This is a genomic window from Nonomuraea solani (genome assembly GCF_900108335.1).
Classification (GTDB): domain Bacteria; phylum Actinomycetota; class Actinomycetes; order Streptosporangiales; family Streptosporangiaceae; genus Nonomuraea; species Nonomuraea solani.
Map to the genome: position 1 here is coordinate 197,987 of NZ_FNVT01000010.1, position 19,617 is coordinate 217,603.

The window sequence follows — 19,617 nt, forward strand, 5'->3', positions numbered from 1 at the left end:
AAGGAACCCCCCACCGGAAGGACCGCCATGATCCGCCGCGCGTTACTGGCCACGCTCCTCGCCCTCGCCGCCGTCTCGGTCGCCGCCGCGCCCGCGCAGGCCCGCGCCTGCAAGCACGGCTACACCTGCGTCACCGTCTGGTACAGCGACTCCACCCGCACCGTCGTGGTCGGCGAGAAGTATGAGGACTGCGAGGGGAACGCGGAGATGTGGGGCACCCGCTCCGGTTATGTGACCTTCGACGAGAGCCCCTGCTACTGATCCCCTCGTAGCCCCGCGAACAGGTCGTCCTCGTGCTCGGGGGCGCCGTCGGCCACGTTGAGCACCCGCTCGAACGACTCGTGCGAGAACGCCTGCTGCTGCGCCTCGTCCGGCATCCGGAGGAGGAAGATGTTCTCCCCCTGGCTCTCGTGCGCCTTGAGCGCCTTCAGCTTGCGCTCGACGTAGGGCGTGACGTCGACGATGCTCGTCACGCGCTCGTCGGGGGTGCCGAAGTCGTCGGAGGGCTGGAAGTCGCCGAGGTCGACCCCGTGCTCGGCCATCAGCTCGAACATGCGCTTGATGGCGGCCCGGGGAATGGCCGTGTAGTAGAGCTTGTCGGGAATGCCGGTCGACTCGGTGGCCGCCACCGTGATCCGGTGGGTCTGGACGTGGTCGGGGTGGCCGTAACCGCCGCCGCCCGTCTCGTCGTAGGTCACCACGACCTGCGGCCGGTAGTGCTCCATCAGCGCGGCCAGCTTGGCGGCGGCCGTTTCGACGGGCACGTTGGCGAAGGCTTCGGCGTGCCCGTTGCCCTCCCAGCCCTCCATGCCGGAGTCACGGTAGCCCAGCAGCTCCAGGTGGTCGATGCCCAGGTGGGCGACCGACTCGCGCAGCTCGGCGAGCCGCCGCTCGGCCACCGCCGCGTCGTCGTGGCCGGCCTCGCCGGGCTTGCGGCCTTCCTGGTCGTCGCCCTGCTCGCCGTTGGTGCAGGTGACCAGAACGGTGCGAATGCCCTCTTCCGCGTAGCGGGCCAGAATGCCGCCCGTGCTCAGACATTCGTCGTCGGGGTGGGCGTGCACGACCATCAGTGTGAGTTGCCGATCCATAGGGAGAAACCCTACTCGGGGGGACCGACAATCGCGTTTTCAGGCGACCGCCCGCCGGCCAGCTCGCCGGCGCGCAGCCGGGCGGTGGCCGCGGCGGCGCGGTCGCCGAGCGCGTCGGCCAGGGCCGCCTGCTTGAGCCAGTTGTACGGGCTACAGGGCCGCACACCGATCCGCTCGCTCACCAGGACGCGCGCCACCTCCCGCCGTCCGCCCCGCAGCGCCGACTCCAGCAGCGTCCGCTGCACCACGTCGCGCTGCGCGTGGCTGCCGCCGAACTCGTTGACCCGATGCCTGATCGGATAGAGCAGATCCACCACACCGGCGTGGTCGCCGCGCCCGAAGGCCACCAGCGCCCGGCACACCGGCAGCCCGACCCGGAGCGTCATGTCGCGGTTGGTGACGCCGGGCCGCGGCTCCAGCACGTACGCCTCCCGCCCCGCGATCAGCTTCTCGGCGTCACCGATCCGTCCCGCCCCCACGTACGACATCACCGCGTGCACGTCGTTGAAGGCGTAGAACGGCTCCGCCACCCGCGGCGGCCACGCCTCGGCCAGCGCCCGCCAGCGTTCGTGCTGGTCGGAGCCCTCCAGGTGCAGCCGCCACAGCAGGGCGGCCGCGTCGAGCAGCTCCATGCAGGACCGCCCGCCGGCCAGCACCGCGTCGTAGACCGCCAGCGCCCTGGCCACGTCGCCGGACTCCAGCGCGTAGAGGCAGTAGTGCCACCAGTTGTGCACGTTGAAGAACGTCCCCGTCGACCAGTCGGGCGTCCGCGCGTCGAGGTAGCGCACCCCGTCGCCGAACCGCCCCTGCATCTCGTAGGTGTGCACGACCGCGTGGATGCCCCACACGTCGCGTGGGTTGAGCTCGACCGCCCGCAGCCCGACCTCCTCCGACCGGTCGTAGTGCCCGGCCTCCTCCAGGCCGAAGGCGTACATGCCGAGCACGTGCCCGAAATGCCGGTCGTCGTCGTGCCACGCGGTCAGCGCCCCGCCGATCCGGTCGCGCAGCATGCGCGCGTCGCCGGTGAAGAAGTCGACCTGGTGCCCGGCGGCCAGCGCCAGGGCGTCGCGCGGGTGCGCCACGGTGATGTCGGCGAGGCGCGCCCCGCAGGTCAGGAAGTCGCCGTCGAGGAGGGCCTGGACGGCGCTCACGTGCGCCCGCTCGCGGGGCAGCAGCGACGTCTCGTCGATCCGGCGCCGGAACGCCCCGAACCGCGCCCGCGCCGTCCGCGCGTCCTCGGCCTCGGTCGTCAGCAGCCCCAGGTACGCCGCCAGCACGTTGCCCATCGCGAAGTCCGGCGACTCGGCCAGCGCCGCGTTCGCCTCGGCGTCGACCTCCACTCTGAAGTGCAGCAACTCGTCGATCGCGCGGTCGTAGTGGCGGACCGCGGCGGCCCCTGCCCCCGTCATGGCCAGGCCGTGCTGATCGTGGGTCACCGGACCACTGTAACCAGCCCGGATGCCTAGAACGCCGATTCCCGGGCATGCGATCTGCTCGGACAGACCTCTTGGAGGTAACGGTGAGTACTGCGGAACAGGCAGGGCGCGAGGCGAAGGCCGCGACGCAGCGAGCGACGCGCAGCCGGCCGATGGCCATGCTGACCCGGGTGGGCCTGGCCTGCCGAGGGGTGCTGTACGCGCTGATCGGCGTGGTGGCCCTGCAGATAGGTCTCGGCCAGGGGTCGGGACAGGCCGACAAGGCGGGGGCCATGGGCACGCTGGCCGACCTGCCCTTCGGGTTCGTGCTCTTATGGATCATGACGGCGGGCTTCATCGCGCTGGCCCTGTGGCAGGCGTCGGAGGCGTTGTTCGGCGGTGGTAAGACCTTCGACCGGCTGGAGGCGGCCGGGCGGGTCGCCGTCTACATCCTGATCGTCTTCATGCTGGTGAGCGTCATCACGACCGGCAAGGCCACGTCCGAGGACGAGAAGTCGCAGGACGCGACGGCCAAGCTGATGGAGCTGCCGGGCGGGGCGCTGATCGTGGGCGCGATCGGGCTCGGCCTCATCGCGCTCGGCGCCTACTGGGTGCGCCAGGGCGTGCGGAAGGAGTTCAAGAAGGACCTCGACGTCGGGCGGATGTCCCCGCGAGCCCGATCGGTCATGGACCGGCTCGGGTTCGGCGGGTACATCGCCAGAGGTGCGATCGCCGCGATGGCCGGGATCTTCGTCATCTCGGCGGCGGTCAGCCACGATCCGGACAAGGCGGGCGGTTTCGACGCGACGCTGAAGCAGTTCGCCGACACCCCCGCCGGGCCCTGGCTGCTCGTGGTGGTGGCGTTCGGGGTGCTGCTGTTCGCCGGGTACTGCTTCGGCGAATCCCGCTGGCGCCGTACTTAGGCAGCCCGTACTCAGGTAGGCCGTACTCAGGTGGAACGGGTGACGACGGCGCGTCCCATGGCGGGATCGTCGCAGAACGCGCCGTCGATGCCCAGCTCGGCCAGCCTGGTCAGCCAGCCCATCACGTCACCCGTCGCCCGCGGGAAGGCGGGGCTGGCCGGGTTGCCCAGCCGGTAGTCGGCGGGCAACTGGGAGTTCTCATTGCGGATCGTCCAGACGTGCACGTCGAGCCGCCTGCGGTGGGCGTCGGCGACCAGCGTCGTGGGCTCCAGCGTCCGGCCCGAGGCGTCCACCGGCACGATGCGCCGGGTGTCCACGCCAATCCCGTTCGCGTAGCCGGCCACCTCGCGCAGCCCCTGCGGCGTCACCATGTCGTCGTAGGTGCGGGTGCTGCCGGCGGCGATCCAGTCGTAGGGCGCGCCGCCGGACGTGATGAGCTGGATCAGCGGCAGCCGGGTGCGGCCGCGCAGCTCGCGCAGGTTCGCGGTCTCGAACGACTGGATGTACGCCTTGCGCACGCGATACCGGTTGAGCACCTCCAACAGCGGCTCCTCCAGCGACAGGCCGATGGAGTCGAAGTAGGTGGGGTGTTTGGTCTCGGGGTAGACGCCGACGCCGTGCCGCCGCGCCAGCTGGACGACCTCCTCGAACGTCGGGATCTCGGCCAGCCCGTCGAACGCGGTGTTGTCGGGCCGCAGGTCGGGGACGCGTTCCTTGGCCCGGAGGGTCTTCAGCTCGGCCAGCGTGAAGTCCTCGGTGAACCAGCCGGTGATCGGCCGGCCGTCCACGGTCCTGGTGGTGCGCCGGTCGGCGAACTCGGGGCGCGCGGCCACGTCGGTGGTGCCCGAGATCTCGTTCTCGTGCCGGGCCACCAGCACGTGGTCCTTGGTGGAGACGAGGTCGGGCTCGATGTAGTCGGCGCCCATCGCGATGGCGGCCTCGTACGACAGGAGGGTGTGCTCGGGCCGGTGGGCGCTGGCGCCCCGGTGGCCGATCACGAGGGGAGCGCCGGCACGGCGCTCGGCCGTGGCGGGGGGAGTCTGGGTCAGCACGACGGCGACGGTACCGCCGGCGAGGACACCGGACAGCACGCTCGCGAGTAACCTGCGCATCGTCATGCGCGCACCGTAGACCTTTCAGGTGGACCGCGAGTTACCGGCGAGCGCACAGTGACGGTCAGAGATCTGTGGCGATGATGCGTTCGATGTTGCGCTCGGCCAGCGCCGTGATGGTGACGAACGGGTTGACCGTGGTGTTGCCGGGGATCAGCGCGCCGTCGATGACGTACAGGCCGGGATATCCGCTGAGCCGCCCGTAGTTGTCGGTCGCCTTGTTGAGGACGGCGCCGCCGAGCGGGTGGTAGGTGAGGTGGTCGCCCCAGATCTTGTAGACGCCGAAGAGGTCGGTCCGGTAGATCGTGCCCTCCTTGGCGTTGATCTTGTCGAAGATCGTCTTGGCCATGTCGATGGACGGCTGCTTCCACGCGGTCTGCCAGTTCAGGTCGACCTTGCCGGTGGCGGCGTTCCAGGAGAACCGGGCGCGGTTCGGGTTCCTGGTGATCGACAGGTAGAAGGAGGCGAACGTCTCGATGCCGGTGGGCAGCGGGGCGACCTCGGCGAACGCGCCGCCGGCGGCCCAGTTGTCGATGCCGCAGCACGGGATGGACGACTGCAGCGCGCCGGTCGGGTCCCACAGGTGGTTGGCGCGACCGCACATGACGTTGCCGTTGTCGCCCCAGCCCTTGCCGACCTCGCCGTTCAGGCCGGGCAGCGCGCCGGTGGCCTTCAGTTTGACCAGCAGCTTGCTGGTGCCGACGCTGCCCGCGGCGAAGAACACCCGGTCGGCGGTGACGGTCTTCGTGGCCGTGACGGCGCCGGTGGTGTCGAGCTGGTCGATGACGACCGTGTACGCGCCGCCGGACGCCGGCCGGACCGAGGTGACCTGGTGCAGCGGCGAGATGGAGACCCGGCCGGTCGCCCTGGCCCGCGCGAGATAGGTCTTCTGCAGCGACTTCTTGCCGTGGTTGTTGCCGTAGAGGATCTCGCCCGCGAGCGCCGACTTGGTGACGGTGCCGGCCGCCTCCTGCTCCATGTAGTCCCAGTCGTAGACGTCAGGGACGAAGACGAACGGGAAGGCGGAGCGCTGGGCGTGCTTGCGGCCCACCCGGGCGTACTGGTAGCAGGCCGTCGAGTCGAACCAGGCCGGGTCCACGGTGCCGACGCCGAGCCCGGCGTTGGCGCGGGGGTAGTAGGTGGCGTACATCTCGTCGGGGTTGACCGAGGGCAGGACGGCGCCGAAGTTCTCGCGTTTGGGGGTGACCGCCATGCCGCCGTTGACCAGCGAGCCGCCGCCGACGCCGCGGCCCTGGTAGACCGTGATGCCGCCGAACTCCTCCGCGTCCAGGATGCCGGTGTGGCGGGGGATGTCGCGGTCGATGGGGAAGCCGAGGAAGTAGTTGAGCGGGGCTTTCGTACGGGTGCGTAACCAGTAGGAGCGGTAGTCCGGCTCGCGGGTGTTGCAGAAGATCTTGCCGTCGGAGCCCGGCGTGTCCCAGGCCAGGCCCATCTCGATCATGTGGACGTCGACACCGGCCTGGGCCAGGCGAAGGGCGGCGACCGAGCCGCCGTAGCCGGTGCCGATCACCAGGGCGGCGACGTGGGCGCCGGAGGCGATCGGGGCGGCGGCGCGGGCGGGGGAGGCGTGCACACCCAGGGCGGCGGCGCCCAGGAGGGATCCGGATCCGGCGATGAAGCCACGGCGGGAGAGGGGGGTGGTGGTCTCGCTCATGGTAGGGGTCTCACTTCCGGCGAGGGGGGCTGGTCGCGGGTGAGGGGTCACTCTTGGTGGCACGCCCGGCGGCGCTTTCTGTGGCGCGCCCGGCGGTGGGCGTGGGGCCGCTGGGGAGGCGGCAGACGGTGTCCAGGCCCAGGACGTGGTTGAGGCGGCCGAAGGCGAGCCAGGAGCCGAGGCACATGCTCAGCTCCACGATCTGCAGCTCGCCGTAGTGCGCGGTCATCCTGGCCCAGAACTCCTCGTCGAGGCCGTGGTGGTCCAGGGCGTAGCGTTCGGCGTACTCGGCGGCCAGGCGGGTGCGGTCGTCGAAGGCGGTGGTGGTGCGCCAGTTCGTCACCGCGTCGGCGAAGTCGTCCTCGACCTTCTCGCCGTCGCGTTCCGTACGCCAGTCGAGGCAGAAGGCGCAGCCGTTGATCTGGGCGATCCGCAGCCGGGCGGCCTCGAACTCGCGCAGGCCCAGGGTGGTGTGGGCGTAGACCGCCATGGAGAAGCGGGCGGCGGCGGGGCCGATGCCGGGGACCATCTCGCCCCACACGTACTCGATCGCGTCCTTGCCGTCCGGGATGTCGATCTTCAAGGGCGTCTCCTTCCGAGCCTGCCCGCGGCCGGGCGCAGCGGGACGTCGAGGGCGTCGTACAGGCCCGGTTCGGCCTCCGCGAGCCAGTCGATGGCGCTCACCAGGCGGCCGACGGCGGTGGCGTTGCCGCCCGCGGAGCGGTTGCCGTCCTCGTCGGTGGCCTCGACCGTCACCTCGATGCGCGGGCTGCCCTCGATGATCACCCGGTGCGCTCCGGCTCCGTCGGGCGGGAGCGGCCAGTCGGGGGCGCAGGACGGGTGGACGCGGGTGACGTGCTCGACCACGATCAGGGGCTCGCCGCCCACGATGCCCTGCACCTCGAACCGGACCGCGCCCTGCGTCCCGGCCGCGAACTCGCCCATCGAGCGGGTGGTGACCGTCGTGTCGAGGGCGCGGCGGTCGAGGGTCTCGCGGATCTCGTCGAGCTCGACGCCGAGCGCCCGCGCCATCAGCCTGATCTGCCCGCCCCACACCATCGTGGGGACCGTCGGCGCGATCATCGGCGGCTCGTAGTCCATCGGCTGGCCCATGCCGACCAGGTAGCGGACCGCGTCGGGCTGGTCGTAGGTGGAGTAGTCGAAGATCTCCTGGCAGCGGATGACGTCCACGGTGGTGCCGAGCCCGCTGACCAGCAGCGGGAGCACGTCGTTGCCCCAGCCGGGGTCGATGCCGGAGACGAACAGGGAGCCGCCGCCCGCCGCGATGGCGGCCAGCACCGGCTCCCTCAGCTCGGGCGGGGCGTTGCGCTGGTCGTAGAGGGCGTACAGGGAGGGGGTGACGACCACGGCGCCCGCCCTGATCGCGCTGACGATGTCGGACAGGGCCTCGGTGGGGCGCATGTCCCCCGAGGCGGCGTAGACCACGGCGCGGGGGCCCGCCGCGAGCACCGCGGCGGGGTCGGTGGTCGCGGTGATCCCCAGCTCGCGGCCGAGGCCGGCGAGGTCGCCCGCGTCACGGCCGGCCTTGGCCGGGTCGTGAACGAGGACGGCGGTCAGTTCCAGTGCCGGATGGGCTTCGACGGCGCGGATGGCGGCGCGGCCGATGTTGCCGGTACCCCAGACGATCGTGGACACCATGGGCGGAGCGTAGCAAGCGCTTGGTTCGTTGCATAGGCCCCGCTCAGGCGCGTCAGCGCGACGGGCGGCGGCGGGTCCAGGAGCCGAGGATGTGGGCGCGCATCGCGGCGGCGGCGGCCTCCGGGTCGCCGGCGGCGATCGCGTCGCAGACGGCCTGGTGCTCGTCGAGCGTCTGGCGCATCACGGCCTCGTTGTACTCCCCGTGGTAGCGCATGCTCGTGCGGGCCTTGTCGTGGATGCTGTTGACCACGGCGCGGCCCAGCCGGTTGCGCGACGCCGCCATGATCATGTCGTGGAAGCGCACGTCGGCCGCGGCGAAGTCGGGCGGGGAGGCCAGGCCGGCGCGCATGGCGGCCAGCTCCGCGGCGATGCGCTCCTCGTCGCCGGGCGTGCGGGCGCGGGCCGCGGCGGCGGCCATGTCGGCCTCCAGCGCCGTGCGCACCTCGACCAGCTCGTCCAGGAACGTGGCGTTCTCGTCGTGGGCGATCACCGCCGTGAGCACGACGTCGTCGAGCAGGTTCCACTGCCGCGGGTCGGTGACCTGGGTGCCGCGGCCGTGCTCGATGCGCACCAGGCCCTTCTCTTGAATGATCTTGACGGACTCGCGGATCACCGTGCGGCTGACGCCGAACTCCTCGCACAGCTCCGGCTCGGGCGGGAGCGTGGAGCCCGGCCGTAGTGCGCCCTTGACGATGTCGTCGACGAGCTGCTCCACCACGGTCGTGCCCAGCTTGGCGGGCCGGACGCGGCGCGGCCGCCGTGCGGTCGGATCCGCGTGCTGAGACAAAGTGGCCTCCCGGGCTTCGATGATCACTTCAAGGATAAGGCATTGTGAATACGTCACACGTATGATGTCATACCCGGTACCCATCCGGTGCTCTTGAGCGAGGCCCCATGAGACGACGCAGTCCCGCCCTCCGTCTGGCGATCACCGCCACGGCGGCCCTCCTCGCCGTCGCGGCCTGCGGCCCCCCGAACCCCGCCGGGCCGGTCAAGACGCCGAGCTCGTCGTCCCCGTACGGCTTCGACGCCGCCGAGCAGAAGGACGGCAAGCTCGTGGTCTGGGTGGACTCCACCCGCCTCGACGCCGCCAAGGCGTACCAGAGCGCGCACCCCGGCACCCGGCTCGACATCGTCACCTACGACGGCAACGCCAACGGCTCCAACGCCCTCAAGACCAAGGTCCAGCTCTTCAACCGGGCGGGGGAGGGCTGGCCCGACGTCGTGTTCACCACCGACAACAACACCGCCTCCTGGGCCTCGCAGGGCGACGACGCCTTCGTGGCCCCGCTCGACAAGGGCCTGCTCGACGACGCCACGCTGAGCGGCTTCGCCAAGGGCGCGCTCGACGTGTGCACCATCGGCGGCACCGTCTACTGCCTGCGCAACGACCTGGCCCAGGTCGTGCTCTGGTACAACAAGAAACTGCTCGGCGAGTTCGGCTACGAGGTGCCCAAGACCTGGGAGGAATACCAGGCCCTGGGGGAGAAGGTGGCCACCGAGCACCCCGGATACATCGTCGGCACGGCCGGCGACGCGTGGGCGCCCGAGATCTACATGTGGGGCAGCGAGTGCCCGGCGGGCCAGGTCACCGGCGCCAAGGCCATCACCGTCAAGGCCACCGACGCCAAGTGCGTCAGGGCCGCCAAGCTCATGGACCGGCTCGTCGCGAACAAGACGATGTCCATGCTGCCGCTGTTCGGCCCCGACTTCGCCAAGAACCAGGGCGACAAGGTGCTCATGCTGCCCGGCCCCGCCTGGTACGGCGGCGCGGTCTTCCAGGGCGCGCTCAAGACCCCCAAGGGCGAGCTGGCCGTCGGCGACGCGCTGCACTGGGCGGACCAGAGCCCGCCGGTCACCGGCAACGTCGGCGGCGGCGCCTGGTGGCTGTCGCGCCACAGCACCAATCTGAAGGCGGCCAAGGACTTCATCACCTGGGTCGCCACCGCGGACGCGTACCAGGTCGAGCTCTCGCCCGGCTACCCCGCCCACGCGCCCGCCGCCGCCAAGTGGATCAAGAAGCAGCAGGACAGCGGCTACTACGCCGGCGACATCGCCGCCCCGATCACCACCGCCGCCGGCCAGGTCTGGTCCGGCTGGGGCTCGCCGGAGTTCAGCCAGGAGGCGGTGTGGGCCAAGACGGTCATCCCCGCCCAGACCGCGGGCAAGACCGTGGAGTCGCTGCTGCCCGCCTGGCAGACCGCCATCGAGCAGCAGGCCCAGGTGTCCGGCTACCAGGTCACCAAGTGAGCCGGACCCACTCCTGGCGGCCGGCGGCCGGGCACGTCTTCGTCTCCGGCTACGTGGTGCTCCTGGTCGCCTTCGGCGTCGTCCCCGCCCTGTACGCCCTCAACCTCGCCTTCACCGACGCCGACGGGCGCTTCGCCGGCCTGGCCAACTTCGCCCGCACCGTCCAGGACCACCGGTTCCTGACGGCCGTCGGGCACGTGGCGACGTACCTGCTGCTGTGGCTGGTCACGCTCACCGTGCTCGTCCTCGTGCTCGCGCTCCTGGTGCACCGGCTCACCTCCCGCTGGTACCGGGCCGCGCTGCGCTTCGTCTGCTACGTGCCGGGCGCGCTGGCCGGGGCGTCCAGCGTGCTGCTCTGGCTGTTCATGCTGGACCCGTCGGTGAGCCCGGTCGACGACCTCGTCCGCGGCCTGTGGGGAGAGACGTTCGTGCAGGTGGTCGCCCCCGCGCACCTGCCATGGATCTTCACCATCATCGCCTTCTGGACCGGCGCGGGCGGCTGGATCGTGGTCATGTACGGCGCCCTGAACAGCATCCCGCACGCCGTCATCGAGGCCGCCAAGGTGGACGGCGCCGGGCCGGTCCGCACCGCGCTGCGCGTCCAGTTGCCGATGCTGCGCAAGTGGATCGTCTACATGCTGATCCTCTCGCTCGCCGCCGGCACCCAGCTCTTCGTCGAGCCGCAGCTCATCTCCCAGGCGAGCTTCGGCGTGGTCGGTGCCGACTACTCCCTCAACCAGCTCGCCTACCTGTACGCCTTCGACCAGAACGACTTCAACGGCTCCGCCGCCATCGCCATCGACCTGCTCATCGTCGCGCTGTGCTGCGCCGGCCTGTTCGTCGCGCGGGGAGGGCTGTTCGATGCGGATTAGCCACCTCACCCGGCTCCTGACCCACGTGCTGCTGCCGGCCTTCGCGCTGTTCTTCGTCCTGCCGATGGTGTGGCTGGTGTTCGCCTCCACCAAGACCCCGGCCGGCCTGATCAGGGACAACCCGCTGGCCCCCGGCTCGATCGACGCGCTGCTCACCAACTGGGCGAACCTCATGTCCTTCCAGGACGGCGCCGTGCTCACCTGGATGACGAACTCGGTCGTCTACGCCGGGCTCGCGGTCACGCTGACCCTGCTGGTCAGCATCCCCGCCGGATACGCGATGGCGCTGATGGACTTCAAAGGCCGACGCCTGCTGCTCATCGTCACCCTCGTCGTGATGCTGATGCCGGCCACCGCCCTGGTGCTGCCGATCTTCCTCGAACTCAGCTATGTCGGCCTGGTCAACCAGGCGGCCTCGGTCGTGCTGCCGATGTCGTTCTTCCCCTTCGGCGTCTACCTGACCTACATCTATTTCTCCACCAGCGTCCCCCGCGAACTGCTCGACGCCGCCCGGCTCGACGGCTGCGACGAGTCGGCGACCTTCGCCCGGGTGGCGTTGCCGCTGGCCAAGCCGGTGGTGGCGCTGGTCGCGTTCTTCAGCTTCGTCCAGAACTGGAACAACTTCTTCCTGCCGTACGTGATGCTGCCGGACAGCGACAACTACCCCATGCAGGTCGGCCTCACCCAGATGCTGGCGGCCACCCCCACCTTCAACCCCGTCGTCGGCGCGAACGCCGAGGTGCAGCCGCCCGAACTCGTCCTGGCGACCCTGCTGTCGATCGCGCCCGTGCTGCTCGTGTTCCTGTTCTCCCAGCGTTTCCTGGTCGCCGGTCTGACCGCCGGCGCGACCAAGGGCTGACCTTCCCCGAGGAGTCCCCACCGCATGACCAAGCTCACGGCGAACGTCCCCGTCATCGAGCCGCCCGCCTGGGCCCTGTCCCAGCGCGCCCTGCTCGACCTGCTCGACGGCGGGTGGCGGCTGTTCTCCGACCGCTACACCAGGCCGGACGGCTCGCTGCGCTACTCGGGCCGGCTGTCCACCCGCGACGGCGCCGACGACTTCTTCGAACCGTTCTTCAACTGGCCGCAGCTCTACCTGCTGGGCGGCGCCGACGACCTGCTGCCCGCCTGCGCGCGGCACTGGCACGGCGTGGCCGGGCAGATGACCGCGCTGGGCATGTTCGCCGACGAGTTCGAGATCGGCTACGACTGGTTCCACCAGGGCGAGAGCCTGCTGTTCAGCTACTTCCTGACCGCCGCCGACCCGGCGGCCTGGACGGAGCGGGCGGCCCGCTTCGCCGACCTCTACCTCGACCCCGCCAAAGGCAACTACGACCCCGGGCACCGCATCATCAAGGCCCCGCACAACGGCAGCGGCGGCGCCAGGGAGGGGGTCTCGGACACGCCCTCCTACCCCTGGACCGAGGCGGAGGCCGCCCAGTACGGCCACCCGCTGGACTGGCTCGACCCTGACAGCGGGCCGCCGGGCGAGGACCCCCGCCTGGGCACCGAGATGCAGCGCCGCCTCGGCCGGGGCGACGCCGTCGGCAACCTCAGCGTGGCCGGCCTGGTCGGCAACGCCTACCTGGCCACGGGGGACGAGAAGTACGCCGCCTGGCTGCGCGAGTACGTCGGCGCCTGGCAACGCCGCGCCGAGGAGAACGGCGGCGTCGTGCCCGACAACGTCGGCCCCGACGGCGTGGTCGGCAGCCTGCTGGACGGCCGCTGGTACGGCGGCCACTACGGCTGGACCTGGCCGCACGGCCTCTACAGCCTCGGCCAGGCGAGCGCCGTCGGCGCGCTCAGCACGGCCCTGGTCACCGGCGACGACCACTACCTCGACCTGGTCAGGACCCTGCTGGACGAGGTCATCGCGCGCGGCGTCAAACTGCCCTTCAGCCAGAGCGACTCGGCCAACCAGGGCCGCTGGCGCGCCCACCTCGGGCCCGACGTGGACACCCCCACCCTGCTCGTGCCCTACCGGCACAGCGACAAGGGCTGGTTCGACTACAACCCCGTCCAGACCTCGGTCCCGCTCGCGCTCTGGCACCACACCGGCGCCCCCGAGGACCGGGCCCGCCTGGACGCGCTGCGCGCCGCGACCGGCTACGACTGGGCCACGGTGCGGCCGTTCCGCGACAAGGAGGAGGCCGGGCACGAGGAGCCCTGGTACGCGTACCTGTGCGGCGACAACCCCGCCTACCCCGAGCGCATCCTGGCCGCCGCGCACGCCCAGGCCCGCCGCCGCATCGCGCTGCTGCGCGCCAACGCCGGCCGCGACCTGCCGGAGGAGGCCATCCACCTGTGGCAGAACGTCAACCCGGTGGTGACCGAGGCCCTCACCCAGACCATGTGGGGCGGCCCGCAGGTCGTCTACAACGGCGGCCTGCAGCAGGCCAGGGTGCGCTACTTCGACGCCGAGCGCCGCCGCCCCGGCGTGCCTGACCAGGTCGCCGCCCTGGTGAGCGCCATCGAGCCGGAGGCCACGGTGGTCACGCTGGTCAACCTGTCGGCCACCGAGGACCGTACGCTGATCGTCCAGGCGGGGGCGTTCGGCGAGCACGAGATCCGCACCGCCGCCGCGGACCGGGCCGAGGAGGGCTGGACCGGCCACGACACCGAGTACATCCACCACGAGCCCGTGCTGTCGCGCCAGGAGATCGAGGTGGGCGGGCCGCACCTGACGGTGGAGCTGCCCGCGGGGACGTCGATCACACTGACCCTGCGGCTGCGCCTGCACGCCTACCGGCCGTCATATCGGGCGCCGTGGGAACGCTCCTCGTAGTCGGTTTCTCGCTTTTTCGTGGCGGATGGGCCCGGCAAGCCGCTGTTCACTCAGAGCGGCGGACCGAGCCGGACAGGTGAGGATCATGACATTGGGCAGGCGGCGGGCCGGGAATCAACCCGCCCTCGTGATCGCGGTCTCGAACAGCAGGTGCTCGTTTCCCGGGCGGCAGACGAGCTGAAGTCCCACCGGCAGGCCGTCGACCAGCCCGGCGGGCACGCTCAGCGCGGGCAGGCCGAGGACGTTCCAGGGGCTGGTGAGGGCGAACAGCGCGGTCAGCACGGAGATCTGGCGGCCGTTGAGGTCCATGGCGCGCTGGTCCAGCGGCGGCGCGGTGAACGGCACGGCCGGCAGGGCCAGCACGTCGTGCCGGTCGAACAGCGCCCGGACGGCCGCGGCGGGGCGTTCCCTGGCGGCCATGGCGCGGACGTACCGCCAGCCGGGCAGGGTGGCGGCGGCGCCCAGGCGTTCGCGCAGCTCCTGCCCGAACAGCTCGGGGGCCTTCGTCAGGCGTTCGGCGTGCACCTCCGCCGCCTCGCAGCTCACGACGACGGAGTAGATCTCGCGCAGCTCCTCCCCGGCGCCCACGGGCAGCCGCACCTCCTCCATCGGACCCGCCACCGCCCGCACCGCATCGGTCACCCGCGCGTCCCCGTCGAACAGCCCGGCGGGATCCAGCCACGCCACCCGCGCGGCCGAGGGGCGGGTGTCTGAGGGAGGCGCGGCCGAAGGGTGAGCGCCTGAGGGAGACGCGGTCGAGGAGTGAGTGGCCGAGAAGGGCGAGGTCAGGGCGGCGTAGGCGAGGCGGCAGCCGGCCGCGTCGGACGCCAGGACCCCGACGTGGTCGAACGTCCGTGACAGCGGGAACACCCCGTCCGGCGCGATCGCCCCGTAGGCGGGCTTGAAGGCGGCGATGCCGCACAGCGCGGCCGGGATGCGCACCGAGCCGCCCGTGTCCGTGCCGAGCGCGAGCGGGATCATGCCCGCCGCCACGGCGGCCGTGCTGCCGCCGCTGGAGCCGCCCGACATGCGCGAAGGGTCCCAGGGGTTGCGCGAGGGGCCGTTCGCCGAGCGGTCGCCGGTGGCGCCGTACGCGAACTCGTGCGTCGTGGTCTTGCCGGCGATGACCGCCCCGGCCCGGCGCAGCCGGGTCACGCAGGCGGCGTCGGTGTCGGGGACGTACCCGGCGAAATGCCGCGAGCCCATGGTGGCGGGCAGCCCGGCCACCCTGATGAGGTCCTTCACGCCCACCGGGATGCCGTGCAGCGGGCCCCGGTCCGTGCCGCCCGCCAGCTCCTCGTCCGCCCGTCGCGCCGCGTCGAGCGCGCCCTGGGCGTCCACGGTGACGAACGCGTTCAGCCCGGGATCGAGGGCGGCGATGGCGTCGAGCGCCAGCCCGGTCAGTTCGGCGGCGGTGGTGGAGCCGTCGCGCAGGTCGCGCGCGAGATCGATGAGGGTACGGCCGGTGAAAGGCCCGGGAGGCGTCGGCATATTTCCATATCTAACCTGACATCTCGCTAGCATCGGCGGGATGTCCTCGTCACGAGTGCCCCGGGTGCCGCGCCGGATCGCCGCCGCCCTGATCACCCTGTGCGCCGTGATCGGCGCGGTCCGGCTGGTCGTGCCCGCCACGGCCGGTCCCGTCGAGGAGCCGCCCGGCGTACGCGCCCAGCTCGCCTTCCTGCGCTCGGCCCTGGACGCGGGCGCCGGCGACGAGGCCCAGGCGCTCTTCCCCGAGGGCTACTTCTTCCTGCACGCCCTGTACGGCCTGGCCTGGGTGGAGCTCGGCCTGCGCGAGCCCCCGGCCGCGCGCGGACAGGCGCTCAAGGAGGCCCGCTGGGCGCTGACCCGGCTGGACTCGCCGTCCGGCAGGGCCCCGTTCAGCGCGGCCATGACCCCGCCCTACGGCGTCTTCTACCAGGGCTGGTGCAACTGGCTGCGCGGCGGCGCGCTGAGCCTGCAACCGGAAGGGGAGCGCGACCCGGCCGAGCTGCGCCGGTTCGCCGGCGACTCGGCCGCGCTCGGCAGGGCGTTCGACGCCGCGAGCACGCCCTACCTGACGGCCTACCCGGGTCAGGCGTGGCCGGTCGACTCGACCGTGGCGATGGCCTCGCTGCGGCTGCACGACACGCTGCTGCCGCCCCGGTACGCCGCCACCGCGACCCGCTGGCTGGACAGGACCCGCCGCCTGCTCGACCCGCGCACCGGCCTGCTCCCGCACCGCGCCGACCCGGACACCGGCGCGCCCGCCGAGGTGGCCAGGGGCAGCTCGCAGAGCATGATCCAGCGCTTCCTGGTGGACATCGACCCGGTCTTCGCCGCCGAGCAGTATCTTCGCTTCCGCGACCGCTACGTCGGCACCCCGCTCGGGCTCGGCCCCGCCGTGCGGGAGTACCCGGAGGGCATGGACGGCCCAGGCGACGTGGACTCGGGCCCGCTGCCGCTCGGCGTGAGCCTGTCGGCGACCGCGGTCACGCTGGGCGCGGCCCAGACGCAGGGCGACACCGCGCTCGCCGCGGCCCTGGCCAACTATGGTGAGCTGGCCGGTCTGCCGGTCGGCACGCCCTGGACCAAGCGCTACGCCTTCGGGCTGGTGCCGATCGGCGACGCGTTCCTGGCCTGGTCGAAGACGGCCCGGCCGTGGGTGGCGAAACCGTCCCCGCCGCCCCCGGGCATCTCGTGGTGGTGGCGGGTCCCGCTGCTGTCCCTGCTGGTCGTGCTGGGCGGCGCGCCGTGGCTGCCCGCGCTGCTACGCCACCGGCGCCGGCTTTCGCGCCGTCCTGATGGTCCCTGAGGCGGCCAGGCGGTGGGCCAGCCGGTCCAGGGCCAGGTTGATCACGATGAAGATGGCCGCGATGAGGATGGCCGCCGGGATGACGTTGGAGAAGTTGGCGGCGATCCCGTTCAGGCCCCGGTCCACCAGCTCGTCGTAGCCCACGATCAGCCCCAGCGCCGAGTCCTTGAGCAGCACGATGAACTGGCTCACCAGCGCCGGCAGCATGGCCTTCAGCGCCTGCGGCAGCAGGACGAGCCGCATGACCTGGTTCTTGCGCATGCCGACCGCGTAGGCGGCCTCCCGCTGCCCCTTGGGCAGGCTCAGCACCCCGGCCCGGAGGATCTCCGCGATCACCGAGCCGTTGTAGAGCGTGAGCCCGAACACCACCGCCGCGAAGGCCGAGATGTTCGTGCCGATGAGCACGTACGACCCGAAGAACGCGAAGAAGATCAGCAGCAGCAGCGGCACGGACCTGAAGAACTCCACCACCACGGCCGCCGGCACCCGGATCCACCGGTGCTCCGACAGCCGGGCGGCGGCGAACACGAGCCCGAACAGCCCGGCCAGCACCACGCCGGCCACGGCCGCGGACAGCGTGCCCACCAGGCCCGGCAGGATGAACGTGGCCCAGACGTCGCCGCGCAGCAGCGGCGTCCACTTGGCCGCCGCCCACTGGTCCTTCTCCTCGAAGCGGACGATGACGAACGCCGCCACCGCCAGCAGGACGGCCCCGACGGCCACCGTCAGCACCCGGTTGCGGCGCACGCCGCGCGGCCCGGGGTTCTCGTACAGGTTCGCGAAGCTCATCGGGCCACCGCCAGTCGTCGCTGGAGCCAGCCGAACAGCAGGCCCATGGGCAGGCACAGCAGCACGAACCCGGCGGCGAAGCCGAGGAAGACCTCGATGACCTGGTCCCCGTACGTCTCCACCATCTCGCGCATCCGTACCGACGCCTCGGCCACGCCGACCACGAGGGCGATCGTGGTGTTCTTGGTCAGGGCGATGAGGATGCTGCCCAGCGGCGCCACGACGGCGCGGAACGCCTGCGGCAGCGTGATCAGCGCCAGCGTCTTGACGAAGCCCAGCCCCAGCGAGCGGGCCGCCTCGGCCTGCCCGACGGGCACGGTGTTGAGCCCGGAGCGCAGGGCCTCGCAGACGAACGCCGAGGTGTAGGCGGTCAGCCCGATGACGGCGAGCCAGAAGTTGTTGGTCGCGATGTCGTCGGACAGCTCCAGGCCCAGGTTCGCGCCGACGCCCAGGCCGGTGAACAGCAGCACCAGCGTGAGCGGCGTGTTACGGGCCACGGTCACGTAGCAGGTCGCGGTGGCGCGCAGGGAGCCCAGCGGGGCCACCCGCATGGCGGTCAGCAGCGTGCCGAACACCAGGGAGCCGATCGCGCTGACCACCGCCAGCCGTATCGTCATCCAGAAGGCGGCGACGATGGTGCCGCCTTCGGTCAGCAGGGCGTCCACGGGCCTCAGTACCGCTCGAGCTGCGGGGCCTGCGGCATGGCGAAGCCGGAGGCTCCGACGCTGGCCTGCAGTGCCTTGGTCCAGCTACCGTCGGAGAACATCTTGTCCAGCGCGTCGTTGATCGCCTTGCGGCCGGTCGTGTCGTCCTTCTTCAGGCCGATGCCGTACTTCTCGGTGCTGAACGCCTTGCCGACGACCTTGAGCTTGCCGGTGTGCTGCGCGGCGTAGCCGGCCAGGATGACGTTGTCGGTGGTCAGGGCGTCGAGCTGGCCGCCGAGCACGCGGTCCACGCACGCCGAGTACGTCCGCTCCTCCTGGAGCTGCACCTCCTTGGCGTACTCCGTCTTGACCTTCTGCGCCGGGGTCGAGCCGGCGACCGAGCACAGCTTCTTGCCGTTGAGCGTCTCGGGCCCGGTCAGCGCCGCGTCGTCGGCCCTGACCAGCAGGTCCTGCCCGGCCACGAAGTACGGCCCGGCGAAGGACACCTTCTGCTTCCTGGCGTCGGTGATCGAGTACGTCGCCACGACCATGTCCACCTGGCCCTGCTCGATGAACGCCTCGCGGTTGGCCGACACGGTCTCCTTGAACGTGATGTCCTTCGCCTCGACGCCGAGCGCCTTGGCGACGTACTTGGCCACCTCGATGTCGAAACCGGAGAAACTGCCGTCAGGAGTGCGCAGGCCGAGACCGGGCTGGTCGGCCTTGACGCCGATCACCAGCTTCTTGTCGTTCTTGGCCTTGTCCACGATGGAGGCATACGTGTCCCCGCCGCTGCCACAGGCGGTGGCGGTGACGGCGACCACGGCGAACACGGCGTAAAGGGATCTGCCGAACATGACACTCCTTAGTGGGTGAGGATCTTGGCAAGAAAGGACTGGGCGCGGTCACTGCTGGGCGCGCCGAAGAAGGCGTCGGGGGTGTTCTGCTCGACGATCTCGCCGTCGGCCATGAACACGACCCGGTCGGCCGCCCGGCGGGCGAACCCCATCTCGTGCGTGACGACGACCATGGTCATGCCGTCGCGGGCGAGCTTGGTCATGACCTCGAGCACCTCGTTGACCATCTCCGGGTCCAGCGCCGAGGTGGGCTCGTCGAACAGGATCGCCTTCGGGTCCATGGCCAGCGCCCGCGCGATGGCCACGCGCTGCTGCTGCCCGCCGGAGAGCTGGGCGGGATACTTCGCCGCCTGGCCGCCGATGCCGACCCGGTCGAGCAGCTCACGGGCCTTGCGCTCGGCCTCCGCCTTCGGCCGCTTCAGCACGTGCACCTGCCCGAGGACGACGTTGTCCAGGACGGTCTTGTGCGCGAAGAGGTTGAACGACTGGAAGACCATGCCCACCTCGGCGCGGAGCCGGGCGAGCTCCTTGCCCTCGGCGGGCAGCGGCGTGCCGTCCAGGCTGATCGTGCCGGAGTCGATCGTCTCCAGCCGGTTGATCGCGCGGCACAGGGTGGACTTGCCCGCCCCGGACGGGCCGATGATCACGACCACCTCGCCCTGACGGACGGTCAGGTCGATGTCGCGCAGCACATGGTGCTCGCCGTAGCGCTTGTTGACCTGGTCCAGGACGATCAGATCCGCCTGGCTCATGC

Annotated in this window: 19 protein-coding genes; 7 read left to right on the plus strand and 12 right to left on the minus strand. The window is 71.4% G+C overall.

Features of this window, described 5'->3' with window-relative positions; translation table 11 throughout:
- Positions 1–27: 27 nt before the first annotated feature.
- Positions 28–261 carry a DUF6289 family protein gene (locus C4V41_RS32405; RefSeq protein WP_103959767.1) on the plus strand — a complete coding sequence of 78 codons (234 nt, stop codon included), beginning with the start codon at positions 28–30 and terminating at the stop codon, positions 259–261.
- On the opposite strand, the gene C4V41_RS32410 is transcribed toward C4V41_RS32405, so the two are convergent.
- Complete coding sequence (locus tag C4V41_RS32410) at positions 255–1,088, minus strand: PIG-L family deacetylase (protein ID WP_103959768.1); 834 nt, start codon at positions 1,086–1,088, stop codon at positions 255–257. The genes C4V41_RS32405 and C4V41_RS32410 overlap by 7 nt on opposite strands.
- Positions 1,089–1,099: 11 nt before the next feature.
- Positions 1,100–2,524, minus strand: a complete 1,425-nt coding sequence (locus C4V41_RS32415) for a tetratricopeptide repeat protein (protein ID WP_103959769.1) — start codon at positions 2,522–2,524, stop codon at positions 1,100–1,102.
- An 83-nt stretch (positions 2,525–2,607) separates the two neighbouring features.
- Between C4V41_RS32415 and C4V41_RS32420 the strand changes: the two genes are divergently transcribed.
- A complete protein-coding gene (locus C4V41_RS32420; protein WP_235030501.1) occupies positions 2,608–3,426 on the plus strand; it encodes a DUF1206 domain-containing protein in 819 nt (272 codons plus the stop codon).
- A 26-nt stretch (positions 3,427–3,452) separates the two neighbouring features.
- On the opposite strand, the gene C4V41_RS32425 is transcribed toward C4V41_RS32420, so the two are convergent.
- From C4V41_RS32425 to C4V41_RS32445, 5 genes are read right to left on the minus strand one after another with little or no spacing between them, the layout of a single operon-like run.
- Positions 3,453–4,544 (minus strand): glycerophosphodiester phosphodiesterase, encoded by a 1,092-nt coding sequence (locus C4V41_RS32425; protein WP_235030502.1) that lies wholly within the window; start codon positions 4,542–4,544, stop codon positions 3,453–3,455.
- A 58-nt stretch (positions 4,545–4,602) separates the two neighbouring features.
- A complete protein-coding gene (locus tag C4V41_RS32430) occupies positions 4,603–6,213 on the minus strand; it encodes a GMC oxidoreductase (protein WP_200824378.1) in 1,611 nt (536 codons plus the stop codon).
- A gap of 10 nt (positions 6,214–6,223) precedes the next feature.
- Positions 6,224–6,796, minus strand: coding sequence for a carboxymuconolactone decarboxylase family protein (locus tag C4V41_RS32435; protein ID WP_103959771.1), 573 nt, complete (start codon positions 6,794–6,796; stop codon positions 6,224–6,226).
- Positions 6,793–7,872 carry an NAD(P)H-dependent amine dehydrogenase family protein gene (locus C4V41_RS32440; protein ID WP_103959772.1) on the minus strand — a complete coding sequence of 360 codons (1,080 nt, stop codon included), beginning with the start codon at positions 7,870–7,872 and terminating at the stop codon, positions 6,793–6,795. The genes C4V41_RS32435 and C4V41_RS32440 overlap by 4 nt, the downstream gene beginning before the upstream one ends.
- A 52-nt stretch (positions 7,873–7,924) precedes the next feature.
- Positions 7,925–8,686, minus strand: a complete 762-nt coding sequence (locus C4V41_RS32445; RefSeq protein WP_200824379.1) for a FadR/GntR family transcriptional regulator — start codon at positions 8,684–8,686, stop codon at positions 7,925–7,927.
- Positions 8,687–8,766: 80 nt separating this feature from the next.
- Between C4V41_RS32445 and C4V41_RS32450 the strand changes: the two genes are divergently transcribed.
- The 4 genes from C4V41_RS32450 to C4V41_RS32465 are packed head-to-tail and all read left to right on the plus strand — an operon-like array spanning position 8,767 to position 13,779.
- Positions 8,767–10,122, plus strand: a complete 1,356-nt coding sequence (locus C4V41_RS32450; RefSeq protein ID WP_103959774.1) for an ABC transporter substrate-binding protein — start codon at positions 8,767–8,769, stop codon at positions 10,120–10,122.
- Positions 10,119–10,994: a carbohydrate ABC transporter permease gene (locus C4V41_RS32455; protein ID WP_103959775.1), complete on the plus strand. Its 876-nt coding sequence runs from the start codon at positions 10,119–10,121 to the stop codon at positions 10,992–10,994. Before C4V41_RS32450 ends, C4V41_RS32455 begins: the two co-directional genes overlap by 4 nt.
- Complete coding sequence (locus tag C4V41_RS32460; protein WP_103959776.1) at positions 10,984–11,853, plus strand: carbohydrate ABC transporter permease; 870 nt, start codon at positions 10,984–10,986, stop codon at positions 11,851–11,853. The genes C4V41_RS32455 and C4V41_RS32460 overlap by 11 nt, the downstream gene beginning before the upstream one ends.
- Before the next feature lie 24 nt (positions 11,854–11,877).
- Complete coding sequence (locus C4V41_RS32465) at positions 11,878–13,779, plus strand: hypothetical protein (RefSeq protein ID WP_103959777.1); 1,902 nt, start codon at positions 11,878–11,880, stop codon at positions 13,777–13,779.
- A 114-nt stretch (positions 13,780–13,893) separates the two neighbouring features.
- Here the strand turns inward: C4V41_RS32465 and C4V41_RS32470 are convergent, their stop codons facing one another.
- Complete coding sequence (locus C4V41_RS32470) at positions 13,894–15,270, minus strand: amidase (protein WP_103959778.1); 1,377 nt, start codon at positions 15,268–15,270, stop codon at positions 13,894–13,896.
- A gap of 40 nt (positions 15,271–15,310) precedes the next feature.
- Between C4V41_RS32470 and C4V41_RS32475 the strand changes: the two genes are divergently transcribed.
- Positions 15,311–16,573 (plus strand): hypothetical protein, encoded by a 1,263-nt coding sequence (locus tag C4V41_RS32475; RefSeq protein ID WP_103959779.1) that lies wholly within the window; start codon positions 15,311–15,313, stop codon positions 16,571–16,573.
- Here C4V41_RS32475 and C4V41_RS32480 read toward each other — a convergent pair.
- Genes C4V41_RS32480 through C4V41_RS32495 form a run of 4 tightly spaced genes read right to left on the minus strand, consistent with a single transcriptional unit; the run spans position 16,529 to position 19,615 of the window.
- Positions 16,529–17,362: an amino acid ABC transporter permease gene (locus C4V41_RS32480; protein ID WP_103959780.1), complete on the minus strand. Its 834-nt coding sequence runs from the start codon at positions 17,360–17,362 to the stop codon at positions 16,529–16,531. The genes C4V41_RS32475 and C4V41_RS32480 overlap by 45 nt on opposite strands.
- A complete protein-coding gene (locus C4V41_RS32485) occupies positions 17,359–18,027 on the minus strand; it encodes an amino acid ABC transporter permease (RefSeq protein WP_103959781.1) in 669 nt (222 codons plus the stop codon). Before C4V41_RS32485 ends, C4V41_RS32480 begins: the two co-directional genes overlap by 4 nt.
- Before the next feature lie 5 nt (positions 18,028–18,032).
- Positions 18,033–18,863, minus strand: a complete 831-nt coding sequence (locus C4V41_RS32490; RefSeq protein ID WP_103959782.1) for a glutamate ABC transporter substrate-binding protein — start codon at positions 18,861–18,863, stop codon at positions 18,033–18,035.
- Between the two features lie 8 nt (positions 18,864–18,871).
- Positions 18,872–19,615 (minus strand): amino acid ABC transporter ATP-binding protein, encoded by a 744-nt coding sequence (locus C4V41_RS32495; protein WP_103959783.1) that lies wholly within the window; start codon positions 19,613–19,615, stop codon positions 18,872–18,874.
- Positions 19,616–19,617: the final 2 nt, after the last annotated feature.

What these genes read in the sequence shown, in the direction of transcription:
- C4V41_RS32430 (WP_200824378.1), bottom strand. Translation starts at nt 6,213, where the DNA reads ATGAGCGAGACCACCACCCCCCTCTCCCGCCGTGGCTTCATCGCCGGA.
- C4V41_RS32495 (WP_103959783.1), bottom strand. Translation starts at nt 19,615, where the DNA reads ATGAGCCAGGCGGATCTGATCGTCCTGGACCAGGTCAACAAGCGCTAC.
- C4V41_RS32460 (WP_103959776.1), top strand. Translation starts at nt 10,984, where the DNA reads ATGCGGATTAGCCACCTCACCCGGCTCCTGACCCACGTGCTGCTGCCG.
- C4V41_RS32490 (WP_103959782.1), bottom strand. Translation starts at nt 18,863, where the DNA reads ATGTTCGGCAGATCCCTTTACGCCGTGTTCGCCGTGGTCGCCGTCACC.
- C4V41_RS32480 (WP_103959780.1), bottom strand. Translation starts at nt 17,362, where the DNA reads ATGAGCTTCGCGAACCTGTACGAGAACCCCGGGCCGCGCGGCGTGCGC.
- C4V41_RS32465 (WP_103959777.1), top strand. Translation starts at nt 11,878, where the DNA reads ATGACCAAGCTCACGGCGAACGTCCCCGTCATCGAGCCGCCCGCCTGG.
- C4V41_RS32405 (WP_103959767.1), top strand. Translation starts at nt 28, where the DNA reads ATGATCCGCCGCGCGTTACTGGCCACGCTCCTCGCCCTCGCCGCCGTC.
- C4V41_RS32450 (WP_103959774.1), top strand. Translation starts at nt 8,767, where the DNA reads ATGAGACGACGCAGTCCCGCCCTCCGTCTGGCGATCACCGCCACGGCG.
- C4V41_RS32470 (WP_103959778.1), bottom strand. Translation starts at nt 15,270, where the DNA reads ATGCCGACGCCTCCCGGGCCTTTCACCGGCCGTACCCTCATCGATCTC.
- C4V41_RS32440 (WP_103959772.1), bottom strand. Translation starts at nt 7,872, where the DNA reads ATGGTGTCCACGATCGTCTGGGGTACCGGCAACATCGGCCGCGCCGCC.
- C4V41_RS32475 (WP_103959779.1), top strand. Translation starts at nt 15,311, where the DNA reads ATGTCCTCGTCACGAGTGCCCCGGGTGCCGCGCCGGATCGCCGCCGCC.
- C4V41_RS32425 (WP_235030502.1), bottom strand. Translation starts at nt 4,544, where the DNA reads ATGACGATGCGCAGGTTACTCGCGAGCGTGCTGTCCGGTGTCCTCGCC.
- C4V41_RS32410 (WP_103959768.1), bottom strand. Translation starts at nt 1,088, where the DNA reads ATGGATCGGCAACTCACACTGATGGTCGTGCACGCCCACCCCGACGAC.